Below are 20,362 nucleotides of genomic sequence, written 5' to 3'. Positions count from 1 at the left end.
CGGGAGCGCAGCCAGCCTCCTGCGATGGCGGCCTAGCCCCCGGCGCGGAGGAGCAGGGTCCGGATCTCCCACGGTTCGAGCACGAACTTGTACTCCCCGTCGGCCCCTTCGCTGGCCAGGCTGCGGCCTGTGAGATCGACTGTTTCAACCTGCCTGAACGGGCCGGTGACCACGGCGCCGGTGCTCTGGCCGGCGAGCAGCACCACGCGTACCTCAATGTCCCCGCCGATCCTGCGCATGCTGCTCAGCCGGACGTTGTCGCCCCGCACCCGCAGCCCTTCAGCCTGCCCGGGTACGGCACCTCCGGCAGGTGCGATGCCGCGCACCACGAGGCCGGGTGCATTGAACCGGTCGGACAGCCGTACGGCGTCAGCGTTGCGGTGCCCCTCTGAGGAAGCGATGACGCCAAACTCGATGTCGACGTCGGTCCCGCTTTCCTGGCCGCCCGGGATGGGAATCTCCGAAGCCGCCGGCTCGTCGCGCAGCGGATGGACATTGACGCTGATGGAACCAACGGCCCTGAGCAGGGTCAATGCCAGTTCCCTGCCCTCCACCACCTCGTATTCGGTGGCGTCGTGCAGCAGAACCGTTGCGGGCCCGGCAGAGACAAACGTGTAGGCGGGGAAAGTGGGCAGCGGGAATTCGCCGCCGCCGCCTTCTGCGGTGAGGGAACGCTCAGTGATGGCGAACTGTCCCTCCGACGCGGACCCTTCCACGGGATGGGGGAGCGGAATGTGAAGGCGGAACCGGTGGTCTGCCGCGTAGTTGGTGAAGTGGACGCGGACGCGGACAAACGGCTCACCGCGCCGCAGCTCCACGAACGTGTGCACCGGGACTTCCACCAGGTCCTCGGAGCGTGCGCCGAGGCTTCGGTCCAGGGCACTCGGCCAGAGGTAATGGCGGACAATCCGGGCCACGGCGCGGACGGAGCCGCTTTCGAGCACCTCGACACTGATCTTGGACGGTTCTGTGACAAGCGTGTCCACGGCCGGGGGCCCATAGTTGTAGCTGTCGCCGCAGTCACCGCCGTCAACCAGCCTGCCGATGCCGGCCAGGACCGTACCGTCCTGGCCGGTGAGCGTGACTGTCCCGTCCGCCTCCAGCCGCGCGGTCACCAGCCCGTTGTCCAGGACATTGTCCCGGCAGGTCACCTGCTCCGCAGGGGAATGGTCCTGCTGGGAAACCCTGAAGGGAACCATGCCCATGGCCGGGACCGGAACGTCCACCAGGATCCGGCGCCGGGGCTGCGCGGTGATCCGCACCTTCCACTCCCCGGGGTGCGCCTGCACGGCCTCGGCCAGGACCGCCTTGAACTCAACGATGTCGAAGACCGGAGTCGACGGCACCTCGGCGACGTCGAACTCAAGAGAGTACGGTCCAACGCGGTAATTCTCGATCAGCTGGCCAAACAGCTCCCGCCCGTGGATGCGGTTCATCATGCGTTCCACCAACACGGACGCGTCCATGGATTCGTCCCCGAGCAGGGTGGGCGCGTGGCCGGTTTCCTGGACGTCCAGGCGGGTGCCGTCGCAGGTTTCTGCCGCCAGCGGGACCCCGTCGACCGGCGCGGGGACTTCCAGTTCCACCATGACGCTGCGGTCTTCAGGCAGGGTGTTCAGGGCGACGTACGCATCGCTGGGAATGCCGGCCGCAACTGAAAGCGCAACCTCGTTGCGGACCGCCCTGGCGATCTGGGCTGCCTCATGCAGGCGCGCTTCCACCTGGCTGACCGTTTCATCGGTTCCGGATCCCACCACGGAATCGTGGGCGGTGGACTCGATGATGCGCCGCCAGGCCATGCTGATAAACGGTTCGAAGTCGCTCTCGCTGTAGGTGGCTGCCAGCCGTTCCGCTTCCAGTGCCATCCGTTCGGCTTCTGCCATGGCCGTCTTCAGGTTCCTGCGAATGGAGAAGACGCCCGGCAGGATGTTGCCGCGCGCGTGCGAACGCAGTTCTCCGGCAACCGTGAGCAGTTGTTCGTCGGGGCCGAAGGCTGCCACATACTCTTCCAAGGTGGCCAGCCTCATGGGGAACTGCGCGGAGTGGTGGGTGTCTACATGCCCCATGAGACCGGTATCTGGAGGCATGTGGTCTGTTCCCACCATCCCCAGGATGGCGTCACCGCTGTAGCGGTCCATGGTTTCCTGGCGGTATTTCTTCAGGGCGTGGGGAATGTTCTCCGGAATGGCGAGGAGATCCAGGGCGCTGCCGTAGCCGTCGAACAGGTACTCCACCCGCACGGAGGAGCCATCGGGGGCTTCCCATCGGAATGCATGCCCGGTGACACGGGACGGAACGCCCCGCCACAGGCAGGCGTCTCCGATGCCGGCACGGCTGAGGATTTGCGGCATCTGCGCGACATGGCCGAACATGTCCGGCAGGTAGCCCACATTCATGTACCCGCCGAGCCTGCGGGCCCCGGCCATGCCCATCTGGAGGTTGCGGACGATGGTCTCTCCGGAGCAAAGGAACTCGTCCAGGAGGATCTGCCAGGGACCGAGCGCCAGTTGGCCGCTGGCCACAACGGCCCGTACGCGCGCCTCGTTTTCCGGCCGGATTTCCAAGTAGTCCTCGATGGCCGCGGTCTGGCCGTCGAGGGTAAACCTGAAGCGGGGGTCCGCTTCGGCCATGCCCAGGACCACATCGAACATTTGAACCAGCTTGAACCGGAACACCTGGAAAGGCTCGTACCATTCCCTGTCCCAGTGCGTGTGCGGGACCAGGACAATGCCTTTTTCGTTCGGGTCGCTCATAGGGATGCAGCCTCTCCGCCAATCGTCGTTGCCAGGGAATCCGCCAGGGCGGCGGCAATCAGTTGGGCCGCCCCGACGTCGGCCTCTCCTTCGGGTATTCCGGTCGGGGGCGCTTCGTGGGTGGAAACCATGCGGTGGAAGGCCAGCAGTTCCTGCTCGAAGGCCTCCGTGATGTCCTCCATGACGCTGTTGGCAACACCCTGCCCGGAAGCTGTGGTCATGGTCAGCTTGGTGGGGGCGTTGAGGAGGTACGGCACGGTGAATTCGAGCCTGCCGGTGCCCCGGGTGTGGTGGACGGTAACTGTTTCCCGGTAGGCGGGATAATCCGTCAGGAAATGCCAGTTGAAGTGGACGCGAAGTCCGTCACCGGCTGTTCCGCTGATTTCGATCGACCCCGGGTCGTCCTGTTCCGCCCAGTAGTGCACTGAGTCCACGTGCGTCACCGGGCCCACAAGCGCCCGGACCAGAGCGATGTCATGAATCAAACTGCCCAGGATCACATTGGCGTACAACCTCCGGAGCTTCTCCGTACTGTCCTTCCCGATGGCCGCGTCCAGGCGGGCGGCGTCGGCAGCCGCCAGGCCGGAGAGGACATCCGCCGGGATGTCACGCACGGGCGGCCTGAGGTTGGCGTAACCCAATTGGGAGGAGCCGCTCGGATGCAGTACCTCCACGTTCAGGTAGCGCAGGTCTGCGGAAGGGGGAAGCTGTTTCTTGAGTTCCAGGACGGCCGGATCGTACTCCTTCATGTAGCCGAGCAGCAGCATCGGCCTTCCCTGGTTCTGTTCGGCCTTGCGGAGCAGCCCGATTTCCGCGAGGGAGTACGCCAGCGGCTTCTCGCAGAGGACAGCGACTCCGGCCTCAATTGCCTGCAGCGCCGGCGGTCCGTGGGAACCGGAGGTCAGGAGTACGACTGCGTCCAGGTCCTCGGCCTCGAGCATGCCTTCCAGTGAGCCGTAACGGTGCCCGGCTGCCACGCCGTACTGGGCGCCCACCTGTTCGAGGAGGCTGGGGGAGAGATCGGCAACCGCCGCCAGCTCAAAGAGGTCCCAGCGCCGTTTGATGAGTGGCAGGTGGACGGACTGGGCAACGGCGCCGAGGCCTACCACTCCGAGTCGAAGCTTGGTCAAGGTATCCACTTCCTAAGGACGTTCCGGTTGATGGCATGGTGCTGTTCGATGAGGCCGGGATCGTCGCCGGGTGCCGGGATGGTGTCCTGCTCGACGACGAGCCAGCCCTCATAGCCGCGTCCGATGAGCCCGGCCATGAAGGTGTCCACCTCCAGATCGCCTTGGCCCAGCGGCACGAACGCCTTGCCGGCCCACACGTCCCGCATGCCGCCCTTGCCTTCCACCACGCCCCGGAGCACGTCGACGCGGGCATCCTTGATATGCACGTGGTTGATGCGGCTGCCCCATCGCTGCAGGCCCTCCACCGGGTCCCCTCCAGCGAGGATGAGATGCCCCGTGTCCAGGGTCAGCCCCACGTCCGTGGAGTCGAGGAAACGGTCGATCTCTTCAGGGGTTTCCACGTAGGTGCAGGCGTGGTGATGGAAGGTGGGCTCGAATCCGCGGTCCCGCACCATGGCGGCCGCCACCGCTACGTTACGGGCCAGCGTGTCCCAGCCCTGGCTGTCAAGGGCCACGTCCGGGTGTCCGCCCGGATGGGCCCGGCGCAGTTCCGAGCCGCTGTCCGCCAGGGTGGGCAGGGGAAGGAGTTCGTGGTTTTCAGCCCTGCCCTCACCGAAGATGTCCAGGGCTTCGGCGAGCACCGGCAGGCTGGCGGGAAAGGCGGACGGGTCGCTGAAGGGGAGGTCTATCCAGCCACCGGCCAGGGAAAGCCCGTACCGGGACAGCCGTTCGCGGAGGCCGGCCCCGCGCCCCAGGAAACCCAGGGGGCCGAGGTCAACGCCGGTGTATCCATGGGCGCTGAGCGTGCTGCAGACCTCGTCGGCTCCCGGAAGCTGCCCGCCCGCGCTTCCTCCCAGATCGAATACACCGAAGCTGACGGGCGCACCTGCGACTTCAATCAAGGAGGGCTCCTCGCATTGCAGAAGGGAATGGGTTGTCCGACAGTTCCATGGCGCATCGAGGCCGGGGAAGAAAGTCGGAACAGAAGTAATCTAGCTCACAAAGCCCTACTAAATCAATTTAGTTGAGAAAGATGCGGGCCCGCGTTGGGGTAAGCGGACGACGGCGGGAGGCTTCCGCCGTCGTCCGCTTCACTTGGCCATTGTGGTCACTGTGGGAGGAGCGCACCATGGGTGGTATGGATGCGGAAACTCCGAAGGCCGGCAGGTTGAACCTGCCGCAGGCCTTCCTTCTCCTGGCAACAAACGATGCGGACGGCAAGCCTGAAATTCCAGTGTTTGCGCTTCGGGCCGGCCTGGCCGGCGCGATCCTGGCCGAGCTGGACCGCAGCGGTGCGGTGGAGCTGCGCGGCAAGCATGTCCGGGCTGCCGGCGCCCCGGCGCCGCCTGGTTTCGAACATGAGCTGGAGCTTATCCGGCACAAGTCCCGGCCCCATACGCCCAGGGCGTGGGTTTCGATGTTCGAGGGGCGGGCCGTGGTCCAGCGGGTCTATGAGGCAATGGCCTCCCTGGGGATTGTGGAACGTGCCGGCGAGCGGCACCTGGGCCTCTTCCGGACGGTGCGGTATCCGGGAAAGGACCACGGGCCAAAGGCAATCTTGATGCGGGACCTGGAGTCTGCGCTTCGTTCTCCGGCTGCCCCGCCCGCCGGGTCGGTTGCGCCGGACGCGCGGCTCCTTGCGCTGATTGCCCTCTCGGAAGCTTCCGGCCTTTTCGGAAAACTCTTCCCTGCCGCGGACCGGGTCTGGGCCGACGAACTGGCCAAGGACTACTGGCCCTCGCGGGCGGTGGAGGACGAGCTCCGGCTGGTGAGGCTGGCCGAGGAAGAAGCCGCGACGCTGTGACCACCTGTTCGGCGAAGTTGGCCCCTGGATACCCCGTGGGGTATTATTTCGATGGACGGGCACCCGCCCGCCACGCGAAAAACCCCATAACGGAGGATCCTCATGTGCCGAGTGGCGACATGCCAGAAATGCTCGAAGGCGACGTGGGCCGGCTGCGGCAACCACGTAGACCAGGTCATGGCCACCATTCCGCAGTCACGGCGCTGCACCTGCACTGCGGAGGCACAGCCCTCCGGTGGCGGATTCAGCTGGCTGGCAAAGCTGTTCGGCCGCTGAACGCGCTGCCCGCCCGGGTTTAGCGCGCGGCCAGCGGGATGACCTCCAGCCTGGGGCCGGGACCCAGGATGACCAGCGCATGCTCGGCCGTGATGTCCGCCAACGCGTCGGCCACCCGCGTCGCATAACCGGGGTCTGTCTCCCTGCCAGCAACCCCGGCAGGTGCCGGGCCGCCGTCGTACGCCCTGGGCCACACGGTGACCCTGGCGCCGCCGGTCGCTTCAGCGATGTCGCGGGCGAGGGTATCCGGAGCGGCCGGATCCGGCGGGAACCCCGTGACCAGGGTGATCCGCTCCACCATCCGTTTCCTGGCAGGCGCGGCTGCCGCAATCAGCACCCGGTCGCGCCGCCACAGGGCAAAGTGGTAGCCGGCCACCAGCCCGGCCGCCACCAGGAGGCCCAGCTGTGCGCGGATGCGGTCCACAAAGCTGCCGCCGGAGACGTCTCCCAATACGAATTCGAAGAGCCGGAAACCAATCACCAGCAGCGCTATCAGTGCCACGACGGCGCTGACCCCGAAGAACGCCACAAGGTAGAGGCGGCGCCCCGGCGGAATTTCGCCGGCAGCAGCGGGTTGGCGGCGCGGCTTCCACGAAAGCCACCACACCGGCCCGCCCACCAGCACCGCACTTATGCCGCCCAGCAGCAGCGTGCGCGTCCCGCCGCCGGCCAGCGGCGAAACCAGCGCCGCCAGCAGCGCGTTGATAATGACCCCGACGCCGGACGCGGCCGCCGCCAGCGCCACCGCCGAGGTGACCAACAGGCCCGCACGCCGGGTCGCGAGGGAACGGTCCGCGGAGGCCGTCCGATGATAGCGCCACACCACCGCGCCAATCAGCGCCCCCGCGATGGCGGGCGCCAGCGGCTCCAGGAGCTCATTCAGGGGGCCTCCGCGGTCGAATGCCAGCCGCAGCAGGACAAACAGGACGACGGCGAAGCCGGCCAGGGCGGTGAGCCCGGCAAGGAAGACGCCGATGAGCACCATGATCACGTCCACCAGTCCGGACTTGAAGCTCTTCCCGCCGTCGCGGAACCAGTGCCACCACCAGACGGCCGCTCCGCCCGCTGCCCACACCAGCGCCTGGACTGCCGGACGCCACCAGGGCTCGTAGGCGGAAAGGAGCGGCAGTCCCCGGATGGCAACGTCCAGCAGCGCGGCGAGCGCCACGATGGCCGCCACTGCTCCGAGCACCAGGCCAAAGACGGTTCCGACCACGGCCCTCACGTCATGCAGGTGGGCCGACGGTTTCGCGGGGTTCGTCCACATCCAGCGGTGCCACAGCCAGATGCCCGCCCAGACGATGGCATTGGCCAGCAGCGGCTGCCAGGCGTTCCCCGAAGGATCCACGAAGGAGGCAACCAGGGCGAACAGGGACGTGCTGAAGATGATGAGCGAGACCGCGTACATCAGGGTGAGGTAGAGGCCCCACTCCACAGCCCGCCGTTCCGACTCGACGCTGAGCCGTTTCCAGCTGACCCACCACAGCAGCAAGGCAAGCGGGCCGCCGATCAGGGTGAACGCCAGGGCCAGCGCCAGGCTGGCCACGTCCGCCGACGCCAGCGTGCCGGGGGCCGCGAAGAGACGGGTCAGCAGCCCCGAAAGGCCGTTGGCCATGATGACCACCAGGGCAAACAGCAGCCCGTACTGGATCAGCCGGCGAAGGGTGGCCAGCGAGCTGCCGGCCCCGTGGACGGTGACGGCTGCTGAGGCGCTCACCGCTTCACCAGCGGTCCGTCGCACGCCTGCAGCGGATAGGGCGCCTGGTCGATCAGCCACTGCCCGTCCACCTTGGACAGCCGGAAGGAATCCTCCATCTCATATTCGGACGGGCCGAAGGGGCCATCCTGCGCTGAATGGACAATGGATACCCGCACAGTGGCCGAATCGGAGCGCTCCGTCGTCGACACCAGCACCACCCGGCTCGGCTGCGGTTCACCGGAATAGTAGCCGCCGCCACACATGCTGCGGGCGTTGTCGGTGAGGTAGGTGTCCGCCGTGCGGGTATCGCCGTCGATCACCGCGGTGCTGTAGCGCTGCACCACGCCGGCAGCGCTCGCAGGGTCAAGCGGCGGGGGCCCGCCGCGCGTAAACACCACCGCCAGGGCCACCACCACCAACAGGCCGACGACGCCGAGCAGCGCCAGGAGGATCCGGTCCGGTTTTCGCGGTGTGTCGCCCATGCGCCAAGTATGGGCTTTTTTCAGCGGATGCGCAGGTGTCCTTGGGCCCTAATTTGCGGGGTTCTTGACGCTGCCTTCGCGGCGGAGGAAACTCATGTTCCACAGCTGCTCGCACGGGTGCTGGGGCGACTTGTTGGGCGATGTTCAACGAGGAGGACCCATGGAAACCACGCCCCGGCAACTCGACACCACCGACCTTGAGGACCGTGTCCGGTCGATGTACGAGCAGGTGGCCAACTTCCCGCACCAGGAGTTCCACTTCGAAACCGGCCGCGCCTTGGCGGAACGGCTTGGCTACCCCGCGGCCGGCCTGGACAGGATCCCGTCCGCGGCCATCGAATCCTTCGCCGGCGTGGGGTACTTCCACGATCTCGCCGCCATCCGGCCGGGCGAAACTGTGCTGGACCTGGGCAGCGGGTCAGGCATGGACAGCTTCCTGGCCGCGCTCGGCGCCGGTCACTCCGGTGCGGTGATCGGCGTCGACATGACTCCCGCGCAGGTGCGGAAAGCCCGCGCCCTGGCGGAGGTTTTCGCTGCCCAGGTGAGCGGTGTTGCTGAGTTCCCCGCCGCCGTCGACTTCCGCGAGGGCCGGATCGAAGACCCCGGCGTCGCCGACGGGTCCGTGGACTGCGTCATCTCCAACGGCGTGATCAACCTGGTCCCGGACAAGGCGCGCGTCTTCGAAGCGGCCGCCCGCGCGCTCAAGCCCGGGGGCCGGTTGGTGGTGGCCGACATCGTCTCCGCAGTGCAGCTCCCGGACACCGTGACCTGTGACGCGTCGTTATGGGCGGCCTGCATCGGCGGCGCCATGCAGCAGGACAGCTTCCTGGCCGCCCTCGAGGACGCCGGCTTCCGCGTGGAGGCGGTCCGCCCCAACGACGAATACCGGTTCCTTTCCAGCCGCGCGGTCAAGGCCACGTCCAAATACGGGGTGGCCAGCATCAGCGTGGCCGCCCGCCGGGAATGACCAGGCGTTCCGGATTACCAGTCGCCATGAATCGCGGGCACGGGCACGGGGACCTGGGAGCGGAGGGCATCCTGCTCGCCGGGGCCGGGCGTGCGCTCCTGCTGCAGATCGCCAACCCGGCGGTGGGCCGCGGCGTGGCGGAGCACAGCGCCTTCACGGACCGGCCGCTGCACCGGCTCAAGGGCACGCTCACCTACGTCTACGCGGTGGTGTACGGCAACGAGGAGCAGATCAGGGCTGTCCGCCGGCGGGTGAACCGCGCCCACGCGCGGGTCCGGAGCGGCCCGGAGGCGGGCGCCGCCGGCTACAGCGCCTACGATCCTGAACTGCAGCTTTGGGTGGCCGCAACCCTCTATGACACGGCGGCGACCATCCTCACCCGGGTCTACGGACCGTTCGACGACGACAGTGCCGATGCGATGTACCGCGAGTACGCGAAGCTCGGTACAGCCCTTCAGCTTCCCGCACGCATGTGGCCGGGGGACCGGGCGGCCTTCGGCCGCTACTGGGAGGAACGCCTGGCCACGCTTCGCGCGGACGACGCTGCCGTACAGATTGGCCGCAGCCTCCTGTACCCGGCCACGGCGCCGCTTTGGTACCGGGCCCTGATGCCGCCTGCACGCTTCATGACGGCGGGCCTGCTGACGGAGCAGTTGCGGGACGACTTCGGCCTGCCCTGGAGCGCCCGGAGCGAACGGCGGTTCCAACGGACCATGTCGGCGCTCGCCGTGACCTACCCCAGGCTTCCCAGGCGCATTCGGCACTGGGTCAAGGACTACTGCTTGAGCGGGCTGGCGTAGCCCGCGACCTTTTCCGTTGCCGCCCGTGTGGCCAGCAGTTGCAGCGCTTCTTCGGAGGGGCTGCCCGGGGTGGCCGGGTAGACCGTAAGCGTGTGGCCGGGGTCCTCTTCGAGGCCGAGTACCTGGTAATTCAGCTCCAGCGTTCCCGCTATGGGGTGGTGGAAGAACTTGGTCCCCGCGCAGTGGCGGCGGACGTTATGCGCAGCCCGGCGGGTGCGGAATTCTTCGCTGCGCATGGAGAGTTCGCCTGCCCGTCGCCCGCATCGACGGGCCACTTCCAGCCCCGGCTCAGTAGATAAAGATGTCGATCCATTCGCGGTTGTGCGCATGCACCAGCACCAGGAACAGGACGAAATCGAACAGCAGGTGAACGCTGACGATGTAGGACAGCGACTTGGTGACCGTGAAGAGCCGCGCCTGCAGCAGGGCAAACGGGAAGATGAAGAACGGCGCCCAGCTGTGGAATCCGAGCTCCCAGAGGAAGGACGTGAAAAGGACGGCCTGCAGCAGGTTTGCCTGCCAGTCCGGAAGGTGGCGGCGCAGCAGGGTGAAGGCGGTGCAGATGAAGAACAGTTCGTCCCAGATGCCCAATACGTTGGTGCCCAGGAACAGCCGGCCAATCCCTTCCGCGTCGCTCACGGCGGGCCAGTTGTTGTAGACACCGGTGCGGATCATGTAAACCGGCATCAGCGCGTAGCCGATCACCAGGACCGCGGGCAGGTACCACTTCTCGGCCCGCGTCCACGGCTGGCCGGTCCTGACGGGAAAGCGGATGGCATGCTCCCGGGTCACGTAGCGCGAGACCACATACGGGATTCCCACGGCCAGCACCATGGCCGTCCCCATCTCGATCATGTGGCCGGTGCTGATGTCCGTGGTGATGGGCACCAGGCTCATCGCTGTCAGCCCCACCGCCACCAGGGCCAGGTCGATCAGCAGCCGCCGCCCCACCAACGCCGCCACTGCCAGCGCGCAGGCCAGCAGGATGAATCCCGGGAACCGGTCCTGCCGCGCAAACAGCAGGAATCCCGACGCCGATACCATCGCTGCCGGGGCCAGTGCCAGGGGGAAGCGGGCAGGGGATCGCAGCGTCATGGTCACACAGTTTACGTGCGGCGGCATGGGCACGCGTGGACGGCGCATTCGAAGCTGTTGGGCGTTACACCCTGATTGCCCTTTACGCGACAACCGGCGGGGTGCATACCCTGTCGCGGCTCAGTCGCCGGGCGTAGACTGAAAGCGCCTGCAGGTAACCATCAGATGACGCCGGGCTGTTCAGGACATGAGAATGTCCGAGCCGTCTCTTAGCGGGATCGCCAAGGTACCTGCAGGTTCTGTGCATTAGAAGGACCGTCCCTGTTGTCCTCCGCCGGACCGGGTATCTACTGGATAGACGCCGCCCCTTACCAAGGAGCAGATGTGAGGGAACAGCATCCTCCAACGCTGCAGTTTCTTGGTGCAACCGATACCGTGACGGGATCCCGCTGCCTTGTCCGTTCTCAGGACCGCCGGATCCTGGTGGACTGCGGACTTTTCCAGGGCTACAAGCGCCTCCGCGACCGCAACCGCATGTCCCTCCATATCAACCCCGCAAGCCTCGACGCGGTTGTCCTGACGCACGCACACCTGGACCACACCGGCTACATCCCAGCGCTGGTCCGTGACGGCTTCATGGGCCCGGTCTACGCGACGGCCGGAACAACGGAACTGTGCAAGCTGCTCCTGCCCGACAGCGGGTACCTCCAGGAAGAGGAGGCCCGCTATGCAAACCAGCGGGGATCCTCGGCGCACCATCCAGCGCTGCCGCTCTACACAGCCGAGGACGCTGTGCGGTCGCTCAACAGCTTCAGGGCCCAGGAGTTCGATTCGCCGTTCCAGGCTGCCGGAGGAATTGAAGCGACCTTTGTTCCCGCCGGGCACATCCTTGGCGCGGCCCAGGTCCGCCTCAGGACGGGCGGCCGGACCATCCACTTCACGGGGGACCTCGGCCGCGCCAATGACCCGCTCATGTACCCGCCGCGGGCCCTGGAACCAGCGAACATCCTGGTGGCCGAGTCCACCTACGGCAACCGGATCCACCCGGCAGGAAATCCCGAAACTGAGTTGGGCGGGATCATCACGCGGGTCGCGAAGAGGCAGGGCGTCATCATGATCGCGGCCTTCGCCGTGGGACGGGCCGAAACTGTCCTGCTGCATCTGTCACGCCTGTTGGCCAAAGGCGCCATCCCGGCCATCCCCATATACCTCAACAGCCCAATGGCCATCGACGCCTCCGACATGTATCGGCGCCACCGCGATGAGCACCGGATCGGGCAGCATGAATTCGAGGCGATGTACAAAGTGGCCAGGCCGGTCCGAAGCGCGGATGAATCCAAACTGCTCAACCTCCGCGGCGGACCGATGATCATTATTTCCGCGAGCGGTATGCTCACCGGAGGCCGGATCCTCCACCACCTTGCGGCGTATGGGCCCGACCGCCGCAACGCCATCATCCTCAGCGGATACCAGGCAGGAGGAACCAGGGGCGCTTCCCTGGCCGCAGGCGGGAAAAATGTCCGCGTTTACGGCCAGGACGTCGGTGTCCAGGCCGAGGTTATCCAGATGGAAGGTCTCTCAGCCCATGCCGACTCCAACGAGTTGATCCAATGGATGAAATCCGTTCCTGAAGCCCCGGCCATGACCTATATCACCCACGGAGAACCCGATGCCTCCGACGCCCTTCGGGCCCGCATCAAGCACGAACTGGGACGGCGGGCCCGCGTCCCGGAGTATATGGAAACGGTTTCCCTGCTTGATCCCCGATAAGGTTCAGCACTTGGCCCACACGCTCGCAGCGGCAAGGTGGCGGAAAGCACGAGGAGGGCGCACGACGCCGGGAGGTCCCGCCGTCGTACGCCCTCCCGAGGTGCCTGGGCCGTAGCTTCGCAGCGGCTACGCGCTGGCCAGCTCCGGGCCGCGGAGGCTCAGGGTGAAGGTGTTGGGGCCACTGCAGGTGACCGCGATGCGGCACTTGGTGGTGTTGTGGCGGGCCGAAAGGTCCTCGACCACTGCGTCCAGGGTGTGGTGCATGTTGGCGCGGTCCCAGATTTTGAGCGTTACGGAGTGGGCAGTTTCAAACGTCATTGTTTTGTACTTCCATGTATCGGTCCGGGCTGTGCCGGAGGTGGCCTGCTCGTGAACGCGCGGAGGCGTCGGCGGCCCGGGGGTCACCGGTGGGCTTCGTTGCGTCACCAGATGTGGAGGGCCGGAATCAACCCCGGCCTGCTCCTCCATAGTGCCCAACGGAGGGGGCAGCCACAACATTATTGCGAGTGAATCGCATCACGTGTGATGCACTCCACACGGTACCCCTCGATGGGACGGTGCCTTAGGACTCAAGGAATCCGCCGCTCGCCCAGCGCCGCAGCGCCCGACGTTCGTCGTCATCGAACTCCATCAGCGCCACGCGGCAGAGCTCCTCCACGTTGTGGGTCCAGGCTGTGGCGAGCTGAGCGGCGGTGGACGTGTCGGTGAGCTCGAAATGCGCGTAACCCAGCCCCTGGATGACGAAGTTCACGGCCGCCCGGGACACCGGCTGGCCTGCGCTCACGCAGTCGTCGCGGACCTGCTTGGCGAGCTCGTTGCGGTTCACGGGGTGTTCGCGGAGGCGTTTCTCCAGCGCGATGAACATCTGCCGGAACTGGGCCGTGGAAAGCGACGGCACGTCCGTCACCCGGGCCACCTGCTCCTCGATCCCGGGCTCCGGCTCGGTGTCCTGCGGCAGGTCGGCGCTCGAAAAACGCTTCGCGTCCCAGACCCAGCCGCCGCGGGCCGGGGAGTATTCGATGCCTTTGCCCAGCTGCGCCACCCACGTGCCGAACTTCCCGTGTCCTCCCCAGTCGGCCTTCAATGACGGGTCCGCAGCCAGCGCCCGGTGTGCCACCATCGCCCCTACCACGGGGCCTGCGGCGCTCCGGATCAGGGCCGTGACCTCCTTGACCGCGGGGCTGAGCGGCCTGCCCTGCGGCGCTCTGGGGCCGCTGACGGGAGCCGTGCCGTTGGTGCTGACCGCGCGGATGGGCTCCGCCGCGGACTGGTTGAGGATGGCGATGAAGTCGTGCGACTCCACCACGCTGTCCGCCATCTCCCGGTAGGCAAAGGCCACCGGCCCTGCGGCTATCACCGTGGTCATGCGGTCCGCGGCCCGGAAACGCTGGATCAGCGAGGTGAAATCGGCGTCGGCGGAGGCGATGAAGAACTCTTCGATCCCGACGCTGCCCGAGAGCGCGTCCATGGCGTCCAGTACCAGGTTGATGTCCGTGCTGCTCTTCCCCTGCTGCGTCAGCGACGGGCAGTCGATCACCCGGAACCCGGCCCGGGTCCAGTACGCCCGGTACTTCGAATAAACCACGGGGTTCAGGTAGCAGTTCCGCACCAGGAAACGGCGCGAATTCTCGGCGGTCCCGCCCGCGGACAGCGCATCAGTCCAGTGCTTGGGATCCTCCGCGAAGCGCTTGGCGGCCGCCGGATCCAACGCCAGCAGGCCGGTGTAGACATTGTCGAAATCGACGAACATCGCAGCACGGATGCCCGGCCGCCGGGACGGGGAAAGACTCATTCGCCCAGTGTGCCAGCAGGCAGCCGCGGCGTCACGCACCCGCCGCGCGCCCCGCGCCGCGCTGAGTTCCGCACCTTTGGCGACGGACGACGACGGCGCGCCGGCCTTTGGGGTGCGACCCGCCGTCGGTCCCAAGGTTGGGGAAACCGGCGGCTGCCGCGCTGGAGCGGCGCTGACCCGGGGGTTATTCGTCGAAGTGCGTGTCGATCTTTTCCTCACCCGAGACGGAAGCAATCACCGTGGCGGCCAGATCCCGCACTTTGATGTTCCGCGCACTGGAAGCCCTGGTCAGGATGCTGAACGCGGTGTCCCGGCTGCACCGGTTCTCCGCCATGATCACTCCGAGGGCGGTGTCGATCATCGTCCGCGACTGCAGCGCCGCGGTCAGGTCCTCCCTGGCCTCGCTGAGCTGTGAAATCCGGAGGGACAGCCGCAGCGCTCCCGCCGCCTGCTCCGCAAAGGCCTCCACAGTGGCAATGCTGTCGCTGGGGAAGCTGTGGCGGGTTTGGGCGTAGATATTCAGGACGGCGTCGGCCTCTCCGGCCAGGTCCAGGGGAACTGCGAGAATCGAGGCCACGCCGTTGCGGAGTGCCGCGCGGACGTAGTCGCTCCAGCGGTCCTCGGCGGCGAGGTCCGGGGTCATCACCGTGGATCTGGTCCGAAGGGCGGTGAGGCAGGGGCCGTCGCCGAATCCGTTCTGCAGTTCATCCAGGGCGCGGGCCGTCGCGTCGCTGGCGGCCACGGCTTCCGGCCGCTTTCGCCGCAGCACGGTGACCCCGCTGTGCACAGGGTTGCCTGGGGAAGATAACCGCCCGGAGGCGAGGACGGCCAGTTCGGTGAGGAAACTCCGGATGTCCGGGTTCGCCAACACCATTCCCTGCAGGGTCAGATCTGTCTCCGCACCGCGGTTGTCCACTGCGGGTCACGCTCCAATGGGGCTGCGTGCGGGGGACCCCTGCCGACGCGCTGCGTAGCCCACTTCAATGCTCATGGCCATACGGCCCTACTTCCCAAACTCCGGGTGGCTGGTGGCCGCCGCTCTTAGGCGCGGCCCGGACAGTCCACCTCCGGGTCCTGTCGTTATCCCGAAATCTCCTGCTATCGACACTACGCCCCTGCCGGGCCAGGGGATACAGTGCGGGACCAGTAGGATGGCCGCATGCCGACTTCAGCCGATCGCGAGTCCGTCCATCAGCTCCAGGAAATCCTGGTGGGCGCTGAAAACGTGGTGGATTTCCTGTCCGGCCTCTCAGGAATGGCGGCGGCTGCCGTCTCCGAAACCGCCGGTGACCACATTGAATGCGCCGTGACGCTCAAGACCAAACGCAAGCCCGCGACGGCGGCAGGCAGCAGCCAGCGCGCGGTGGACCTTGACCATGTGGAACAGGCCCTCGGCGACGGTCCGTGCATCAGGGCGCTGCGGGAAATGTCCCCGGTGATCATCGACGACGTCAGCAGGGATCCGCGCTGGCCCGCCTACAACCAGCGGCTCGCGGAGAACAGTGTCCATAGCACGTTGGGCGTGCCGCTGGAGATCGGTCCGGATGCCAGTGCCGCCTTGAACTTCTTCGCCGGCAGGCCCGGCGTCTTCACCGCCGATGTCTACGAACAGGCCGTGGGTTTCGCGGGCGCCGCGCAGAACACGCTTCGGCTGTCCGTGCGGATCACTTCCGCGCAGAGCAGGGCGGAGGACCTGGAAGCGGCCCTGGAGAGCAGGACCGCCATCAACCTGGCGTGCGGGGTGATCATGGCGCAGAACCGCTGCTCGCAGGCTGAGGCCATGGATATCCTCACCAAGGTTTCCAGCAACCGCAACCGCAAGTTGCGGGACGTGGCCCGCGAGCTCATTGAGCAGCTGTCCGGAACCTCAATCGAGACGCACTTCGATTCCTGAAACTGTTGACTCTTCCGCGGGATGGGAATATCGTACAACCAAATGGTTGTAGATCAGCTCCGTGAAACAGAACTCGACCGCCTGTTCCAGGCGCTCGCAGACCCCACCCGGCGTGACATCGTCCGGCGGGTGACGGTGGCTGGGTACTCGGTGTCCGGCCTCGCTGATCTCTACGCCATGAGCTTCGCCGCAGTCCAGAAGCATGTGGCGGTGCTGGAGCGCGCGAACCTGGTGAGCAAGGAAAAGCGCGGAAGGGAGCAGTTGGTGCGGGGCAGCCGCGAAGGCCTGCAGAAAGCCCGCCTGCTGCTCGACGAATACGAAATGATCTGGCGGCAACGCGCCGGCCGGATTGCCGACATTCTCGCTGAAAACTAGGACGGCACAGCCATGACAGTCATCAGTATGGACAAAAACCCCGAGGCACTCTGCCTCACCCTCGTCGCGGAGTTTGACGCCGCCGTCGACCGCGTCTGGGACCTGTGGGAAGACCCGCGGCAACTGGAACGCTGGTGGGGGCCGCCCACCTGGCCGGCGACGTTTGAGAAGCTCGACTTTGTCCGCGGCGGCCGCGCGAGTTACTACATGACCGGCCCGGAGGGGCAAAAATCGCGTGGCTGGTGGGAATTCACCGCCATTGACGCGCCGCGCCAGCTCGAGTTCGATGACGGTTTTGCGGACGACGACGGCAACCCCACCGGCGATCTCGGCATCACCCATGCCGAGGTGACCCTTGAGGATGTCGGCGGGCGGACCCGGATGACGATCCACTCGAAGTTTGAGTCGGAGGAGCAGATGGAACAGATGGTGGCCATGGGCATGGAAGAGGGGCTCAAGGGCGCCGTGGACCAGATGGACGGCATCCTGGCCGAACACGCCAACGCCTGAGCGCTTTCGGAGGGCATGGAATGGCGGGGGGATCCGACGGGTTTCGAAAGCGGCTGGAACGGGCGGCGGAGCTGAGATCATACCGGGGAGGGGGTATCAGCGCGGAGGAGGAGGCCGCGCTGGAAGCCGTCGAGGCCCGGGAACGTGAAAAGCGCCGGAAGGTGGGAGACGCTGCCCGCGCCGACTACCTGATCCGTGACGCCATGGCCCAGGGCAAGTTCGACAATCTCAAGTACGCGGGCAAGCCGATTCCCGGGCTGGGGGAGTCGTACGACCCCGACTGGTGGGTCAAGGGACTCCTGGAACGCGAAAACATCAGCGGCATGGGGCCTGCGGCGATCCTGCTCCGCAAGGAGGACTCCGGGCTCGATGCCGCTTTGGACGCGCAGTACACCGAACAGCAGGCGCGGGACCTTCTGGAGGATTTCAACCGCCGGGTCATCGATGCGCGCCGACAGCTCCAGGGCGGTCCGCCGGTGGTTACCAGGACCCGCGACGTGGAAGCCGAGCTTGACCGGTGGCGTGAACGCCGGGCAGCCCGCGTTGCTGAGGAACCGCCGGTTGCATCAGCGCCGCCCCGGTGGCGGCGGAGCCGGTGGTGGCAGAAGGTGTGGCGCGGCGGGGGCCAGCCCTTGCGGTGAACGGGCTTCCTGTTACCTGCCCGGGGGTGTCGGTGGTTTGCCTCCGCCTTGGCGATCGGTACCGCCATCCGACCCGCCGGTGGACCCGCCCGTGGCACCTCCGGTGGACCCCCCAGTGGCACCGTCAGTCTGGCCGGAGGGGGTCGAACCGGTGCCGCCGGTGGATGTCCCGGGTGTGGGCGACGGAGCCGGCCCCCCGTACATCGAGGCCGGAGGTGGCGGGAATTCCTTCGCAGGGTACAGCGGACCCACCTTCAGCATGTAGTTGGCCCACTGCGGCCCGGCGATCATGTAGCCGTCCAGCCGCTCGTAGAACACGCCGTTGATGGTCACGTTCTGCCCCGGCCGGTCCTGGCCCTCCAGGGCGTCGCCAAAGAACGACGCAGTGGCGAGGCCGCTGGAGTACCCCACAACCCATGTGGAACCGTTGTTGTTGGACGTACCGGTTTTCGCGCCTACCGGGAACTTCGTGTGGACCTTCGGCTCGATCCACACACCCGAGCCCTTCTTCATGACGTCCTGCAGCACCGAGTTGACCCCGCGCGCCACCTGCGGCTTGAGCGCGGTGCGGCATTCCGTGGTCTGCGCCGGCAACTTACCGCCGGTGGCATCACGGATGTCCAGGAGCGCGATCGGGGCGCAGTAACGGCCATCGTTGGCGAAGGTGGCATACGCGTTTGCCAGGTGCAGCGGGGCCACGCCGATGGCTCCCAGCAGGTTCCCCAGCTGGTGCATGTTGATCTGGGCCCCGTCCAGGCCGCTGTGCAGGCCGACGGCGTCCACCACCTTCTGGATGCCGCAGAAGTCCAACTGCGTGGCGGAAGCGAAAGTGGCGGTGTTGATGGAGTTGTAGAGTCCGTAATTGATGGCCATCGGCCGGTAGAACCCTGGTTCAGCGTTCTGCAGGTCGTCCGCAGCCCCCAGCTCCGGGGTGTTCTGTGCCGTGCTGTAGGCCCCCATCACGCGGCCGCAGCTGGATCGCCACGGAAACCCCCAAGAATAGACCCGCCGTGACGCGTCGATCATGGCAGTGAGCGGCTTCCCCTCATTCAGCCATTCCGCAAACGTGAACGGCTTCATGGTCGAGCCCGGCTGGAACCCGCCGGCGCCGTTGAGGTCGTTGCCCTGCGGATCCTTCGCGTCCACATTGAAATTCAGGTGGGTATCGAACTTCCCCTTCACCGGAAGGATTACTGTGTTCTGCGCCATCGCAAGGATCTTCCCGGTGCCGGGCTGCACGGTGACAAGGGCCGCGCCCCACCGGTCCCGGTTGGCGCCGGCGGTCCCGTTGACCTGCGTTTGGGCTGCTCCCTGCAGACGGCTGTCCAAAGTGGTGACGATGGTGAGCCCGCCGCGGTACAGCTTGCGCTGCCGTTCGATCAGGCTTGCGCCATAGGCCGGATTGTTCAGGATCAGGTGCGAGATGTAGTCGCAGAAGTACGGCGCTATCAGGGCGTAGGCGCAGCCCTGCCGCTGCGGCGCCAGCTTCAACTGGATGGGGGTTGCCACAGCAGCGTCGTGCTCGGCGTCAGTGATCATGCGCTGGCGCAGCATCTCGGACAGCACCTGGTTGCGGCGCACGATCGACTTATCCGGATTGACCGCGGGGTTGTAGAACGTGGGGCTGTTGACCAGGCCGGCCAGGAGCGCGGCCTGCGGGAGCGTCAGTTTCCTGGCCGTGCTGCTGAAAAAGTAGCGCGCCGCGGCTTCGATCCCGTAGGCCTCGCTGTTGAAGAACACAATATTCAGGTATCCCTCAAGAATCTGCTCCTTGGTGAACTTCTTCTCCAGGGCAATAGCCAGCTTCATCTCCCGCAGCTTGTCGCCCATGTCCTTCTGGCCGCTGAGGATCACCTCGTCCGGACGGTCCTGCGAGAGCCGGGACTCATTCACCACATTAGTGACGTACTGCTGCGTGATGGTGGACGCCCCCTGCTGGCCGCCCTTGGTCAGGTTGGACACCACCGCCCGGGCAATGGCCTGCGGATCGATGCCGGCGTGCTCGTAGAACCGGCTGTCCTCGATCGCCACCACCGCATCCTTGATGTACGGGGACATCTGGTCCAGCGGGATCCGCACCCGGTTTTCCGCGAAGAACGTGGCGATCAGCTTGCCGTCGGAGGTGAGCACCTTGGTGGATTGCGACGGCGGCTGCACCGTCAGTTCATCGGGCAGGTTTTCGAAGAATCCAATGGATCTGCTGACGCCCAGCCCGGCTGCGGCCACCGCCGGTACCACCAGGCTGGCCGCCAGGACGCCGCACACCACGCTGGCGGCGATGAATGCAATAAAGCGTGCCAAGACGGCGCCAACGCCGTACCTGGGTTTCTTCGTTTGTGCCATTCAGCAGCCCCTGAGCCTCGGAGGTGGCATCAGACTACGCCGCAGCGGGAGGCCGATCCAGAGACATGCAGGTCAGGATTTGGTCACGTTT

Annotated in this window: 19 protein-coding genes; 8 read left to right on the top strand and 11 right to left on the bottom strand. The window is 66.5% G+C overall.

Annotation, left to right across the window (positions count from 1 at the left end; translation table 11 throughout):
• Positions 1-32: 32 nt before the first annotated feature.
• Genes ACIQCM_RS07045 through ACIQCM_RS07035 form a run of 3 tightly spaced genes read right to left on the bottom strand, consistent with a single transcriptional unit; the run spans position 33 to position 4,785 of the window.
• Positions 33-2,753: a hypothetical protein gene (locus ACIQCM_RS07045; RefSeq protein WP_400605067.1), complete on the bottom strand. Its 2,721-nt coding sequence runs from the start codon at positions 2,751-2,753 to the stop codon at positions 33-35.
• Positions 2,750-3,883, bottom strand: coding sequence for a Gfo/Idh/MocA family protein (locus tag ACIQCM_RS07040; RefSeq protein WP_400605066.1), 1,134 nt, complete (start codon positions 3,881-3,883; stop codon positions 2,750-2,752). The genes ACIQCM_RS07045 and ACIQCM_RS07040 overlap by 4 nt, the downstream gene beginning before the upstream one ends.
• Positions 3,880-4,785, bottom strand: a complete 906-nt coding sequence (locus tag ACIQCM_RS07035) for a TIM barrel protein (protein ID WP_400605064.1) — start codon at positions 4,783-4,785, stop codon at positions 3,880-3,882. The genes ACIQCM_RS07040 and ACIQCM_RS07035 overlap by 4 nt, the downstream gene beginning before the upstream one ends.
• Before the next feature lie 236 nt (positions 4,786-5,021).
• Between ACIQCM_RS07035 and ACIQCM_RS07030 the strand changes: the two genes are divergently transcribed.
• Complete coding sequence (locus ACIQCM_RS07030; RefSeq protein WP_400605062.1) at positions 5,022-5,687, top strand: GPP34 family phosphoprotein; 666 nt, start codon at positions 5,022-5,024, stop codon at positions 5,685-5,687.
• A 295-nt stretch (positions 5,688-5,982) separates the two neighbouring features.
• Here the strand turns inward: ACIQCM_RS07030 and ACIQCM_RS07025 are convergent, their stop codons facing one another.
• Positions 5,983-7,680, bottom strand: a complete 1,698-nt coding sequence (locus tag ACIQCM_RS07025; protein ID WP_400605061.1) for a DUF5671 domain-containing protein — start codon at positions 7,678-7,680, stop codon at positions 5,983-5,985.
• Entirely contained in the window at positions 7,677-8,144 is a 468-nt protein-coding gene (locus tag ACIQCM_RS07020; protein ID WP_400605059.1) for a hypothetical protein, read from the bottom strand. The genes ACIQCM_RS07025 and ACIQCM_RS07020 overlap by 4 nt, the downstream gene beginning before the upstream one ends.
• Positions 8,145-8,304: 160 nt before the next feature.
• Here ACIQCM_RS07020 and ACIQCM_RS07015 point away from each other — a divergent pair, with 160 nt between their 5' ends.
• Together ACIQCM_RS07015 and ACIQCM_RS07010 are read left to right on the top strand one after the other, a co-directional pair.
• Positions 8,305-9,111, top strand: coding sequence for a methyltransferase domain-containing protein (locus ACIQCM_RS07015; protein WP_400605058.1), 807 nt, complete (start codon positions 8,305-8,307; stop codon positions 9,109-9,111).
• Between the two features lie 26 nt (positions 9,112-9,137).
• The gene (locus ACIQCM_RS07010; protein WP_400605056.1) at positions 9,138-9,911 is read left to right on the top strand and encodes an oxygenase MpaB family protein; all 774 of its coding nucleotides are present in this window, start codon (positions 9,138-9,140) and stop codon (positions 9,909-9,911) included.
• On the opposite strand, the gene ACIQCM_RS07005 is transcribed toward ACIQCM_RS07010, so the two are convergent.
• Together ACIQCM_RS07005 and ACIQCM_RS07000 are read right to left on the bottom strand one after the other, a co-directional pair.
• Positions 9,887-10,240: a hypothetical protein gene (locus ACIQCM_RS07005; protein WP_400605054.1), complete on the bottom strand. Its 354-nt coding sequence runs from the start codon at positions 10,238-10,240 to the stop codon at positions 9,887-9,889. The two genes, ACIQCM_RS07010 and ACIQCM_RS07005, sit on opposite strands and share 25 nt — an antisense overlap.
• On the bottom strand, positions 10,200-11,006 hold the full coding sequence (locus tag ACIQCM_RS07000; protein ID WP_400605052.1) for a type II CAAX prenyl endopeptidase Rce1 family protein: 807 nt from the start codon (positions 11,004-11,006) through the stop codon (positions 10,200-10,202). The genes ACIQCM_RS07005 and ACIQCM_RS07000 overlap by 41 nt, the downstream gene beginning before the upstream one ends.
• A 324-nt stretch (positions 11,007-11,330) precedes the next feature.
• Here ACIQCM_RS07000 and ACIQCM_RS06995 point away from each other — a divergent pair, with 324 nt between their 5' ends.
• A complete protein-coding gene (locus tag ACIQCM_RS06995) occupies positions 11,331-12,716 on the top strand; it encodes an MBL fold metallo-hydrolase RNA specificity domain-containing protein (protein WP_400605050.1) in 1,386 nt (461 codons plus the stop codon).
• A gap of 126 nt (positions 12,717-12,842) precedes the next feature.
• Here the strand turns inward: ACIQCM_RS06995 and ACIQCM_RS06990 are convergent, their stop codons facing one another.
• The 3 genes from ACIQCM_RS06990 to ACIQCM_RS06980 form a co-directional block, all read right to left on the bottom strand.
• Positions 12,843-13,034, bottom strand: coding sequence for a hypothetical protein (locus tag ACIQCM_RS06990; protein WP_400605048.1), 192 nt, complete (start codon positions 13,032-13,034; stop codon positions 12,843-12,845).
• A gap of 244 nt (positions 13,035-13,278) precedes the next feature.
• Positions 13,279-14,508 carry an NYN domain-containing protein gene (locus ACIQCM_RS06985; RefSeq protein WP_400605046.1) on the bottom strand — a complete coding sequence of 410 codons (1,230 nt, stop codon included), beginning with the start codon at positions 14,506-14,508 and terminating at the stop codon, positions 13,279-13,281.
• Between the two features lie 184 nt (positions 14,509-14,692).
• Positions 14,693-15,424 (bottom strand): ANTAR domain-containing protein, encoded by a 732-nt coding sequence (locus ACIQCM_RS06980; RefSeq protein ID WP_400605044.1) that lies wholly within the window; start codon positions 15,422-15,424, stop codon positions 14,693-14,695.
• Positions 15,425-15,667: 243 nt separating this feature from the next.
• On the opposite strand from ACIQCM_RS06980, the gene ACIQCM_RS06975 reads away from it, so the two are divergent.
• From ACIQCM_RS06975 to ACIQCM_RS06960, 4 genes are read left to right on the top strand one after another with little or no spacing between them, the layout of a single operon-like run.
• The gene (locus tag ACIQCM_RS06975) at positions 15,668-16,402 is read left to right on the top strand and encodes a GAF and ANTAR domain-containing protein (RefSeq protein WP_400605042.1); all 735 of its coding nucleotides are present in this window, start codon (positions 15,668-15,670) and stop codon (positions 16,400-16,402) included.
• A gap of 42 nt (positions 16,403-16,444) precedes the next feature.
• A complete protein-coding gene (locus ACIQCM_RS06970; protein ID WP_400605040.1) occupies positions 16,445-16,777 on the top strand; it encodes an ArsR/SmtB family transcription factor in 333 nt (110 codons plus the stop codon).
• Between the two features lie 12 nt (positions 16,778-16,789).
• The gene (locus ACIQCM_RS06965; protein WP_400605038.1) at positions 16,790-17,287 is read left to right on the top strand and encodes an SRPBCC domain-containing protein; all 498 of its coding nucleotides are present in this window, start codon (positions 16,790-16,792) and stop codon (positions 17,285-17,287) included.
• A 20-nt stretch (positions 17,288-17,307) separates the two neighbouring features.
• On the top strand, positions 17,308-17,928 hold the full coding sequence (locus ACIQCM_RS06960; RefSeq protein ID WP_400605036.1) for a DUF1992 domain-containing protein: 621 nt from the start codon (positions 17,308-17,310) through the stop codon (positions 17,926-17,928).
• A gap of 12 nt (positions 17,929-17,940) precedes the next feature.
• Here the strand turns inward: ACIQCM_RS06960 and ACIQCM_RS06955 are convergent, their stop codons facing one another.
• Positions 17,941-20,271: a transglycosylase domain-containing protein gene (locus ACIQCM_RS06955; protein WP_400605035.1), complete on the bottom strand. Its 2,331-nt coding sequence runs from the start codon at positions 20,269-20,271 to the stop codon at positions 17,941-17,943.
• Positions 20,272-20,362: the final 91 nt, after the last annotated feature.

The organism is Pseudarthrobacter sp. NPDC092439 (assembly GCF_044754945.1).
Classification (GTDB): domain Bacteria; phylum Actinomycetota; class Actinomycetes; order Actinomycetales; family Micrococcaceae; genus Arthrobacter.
Note: the sequence above shows the minus strand (reverse complement) of the source record. Positions and strands in the feature narration are given on the sequence as shown.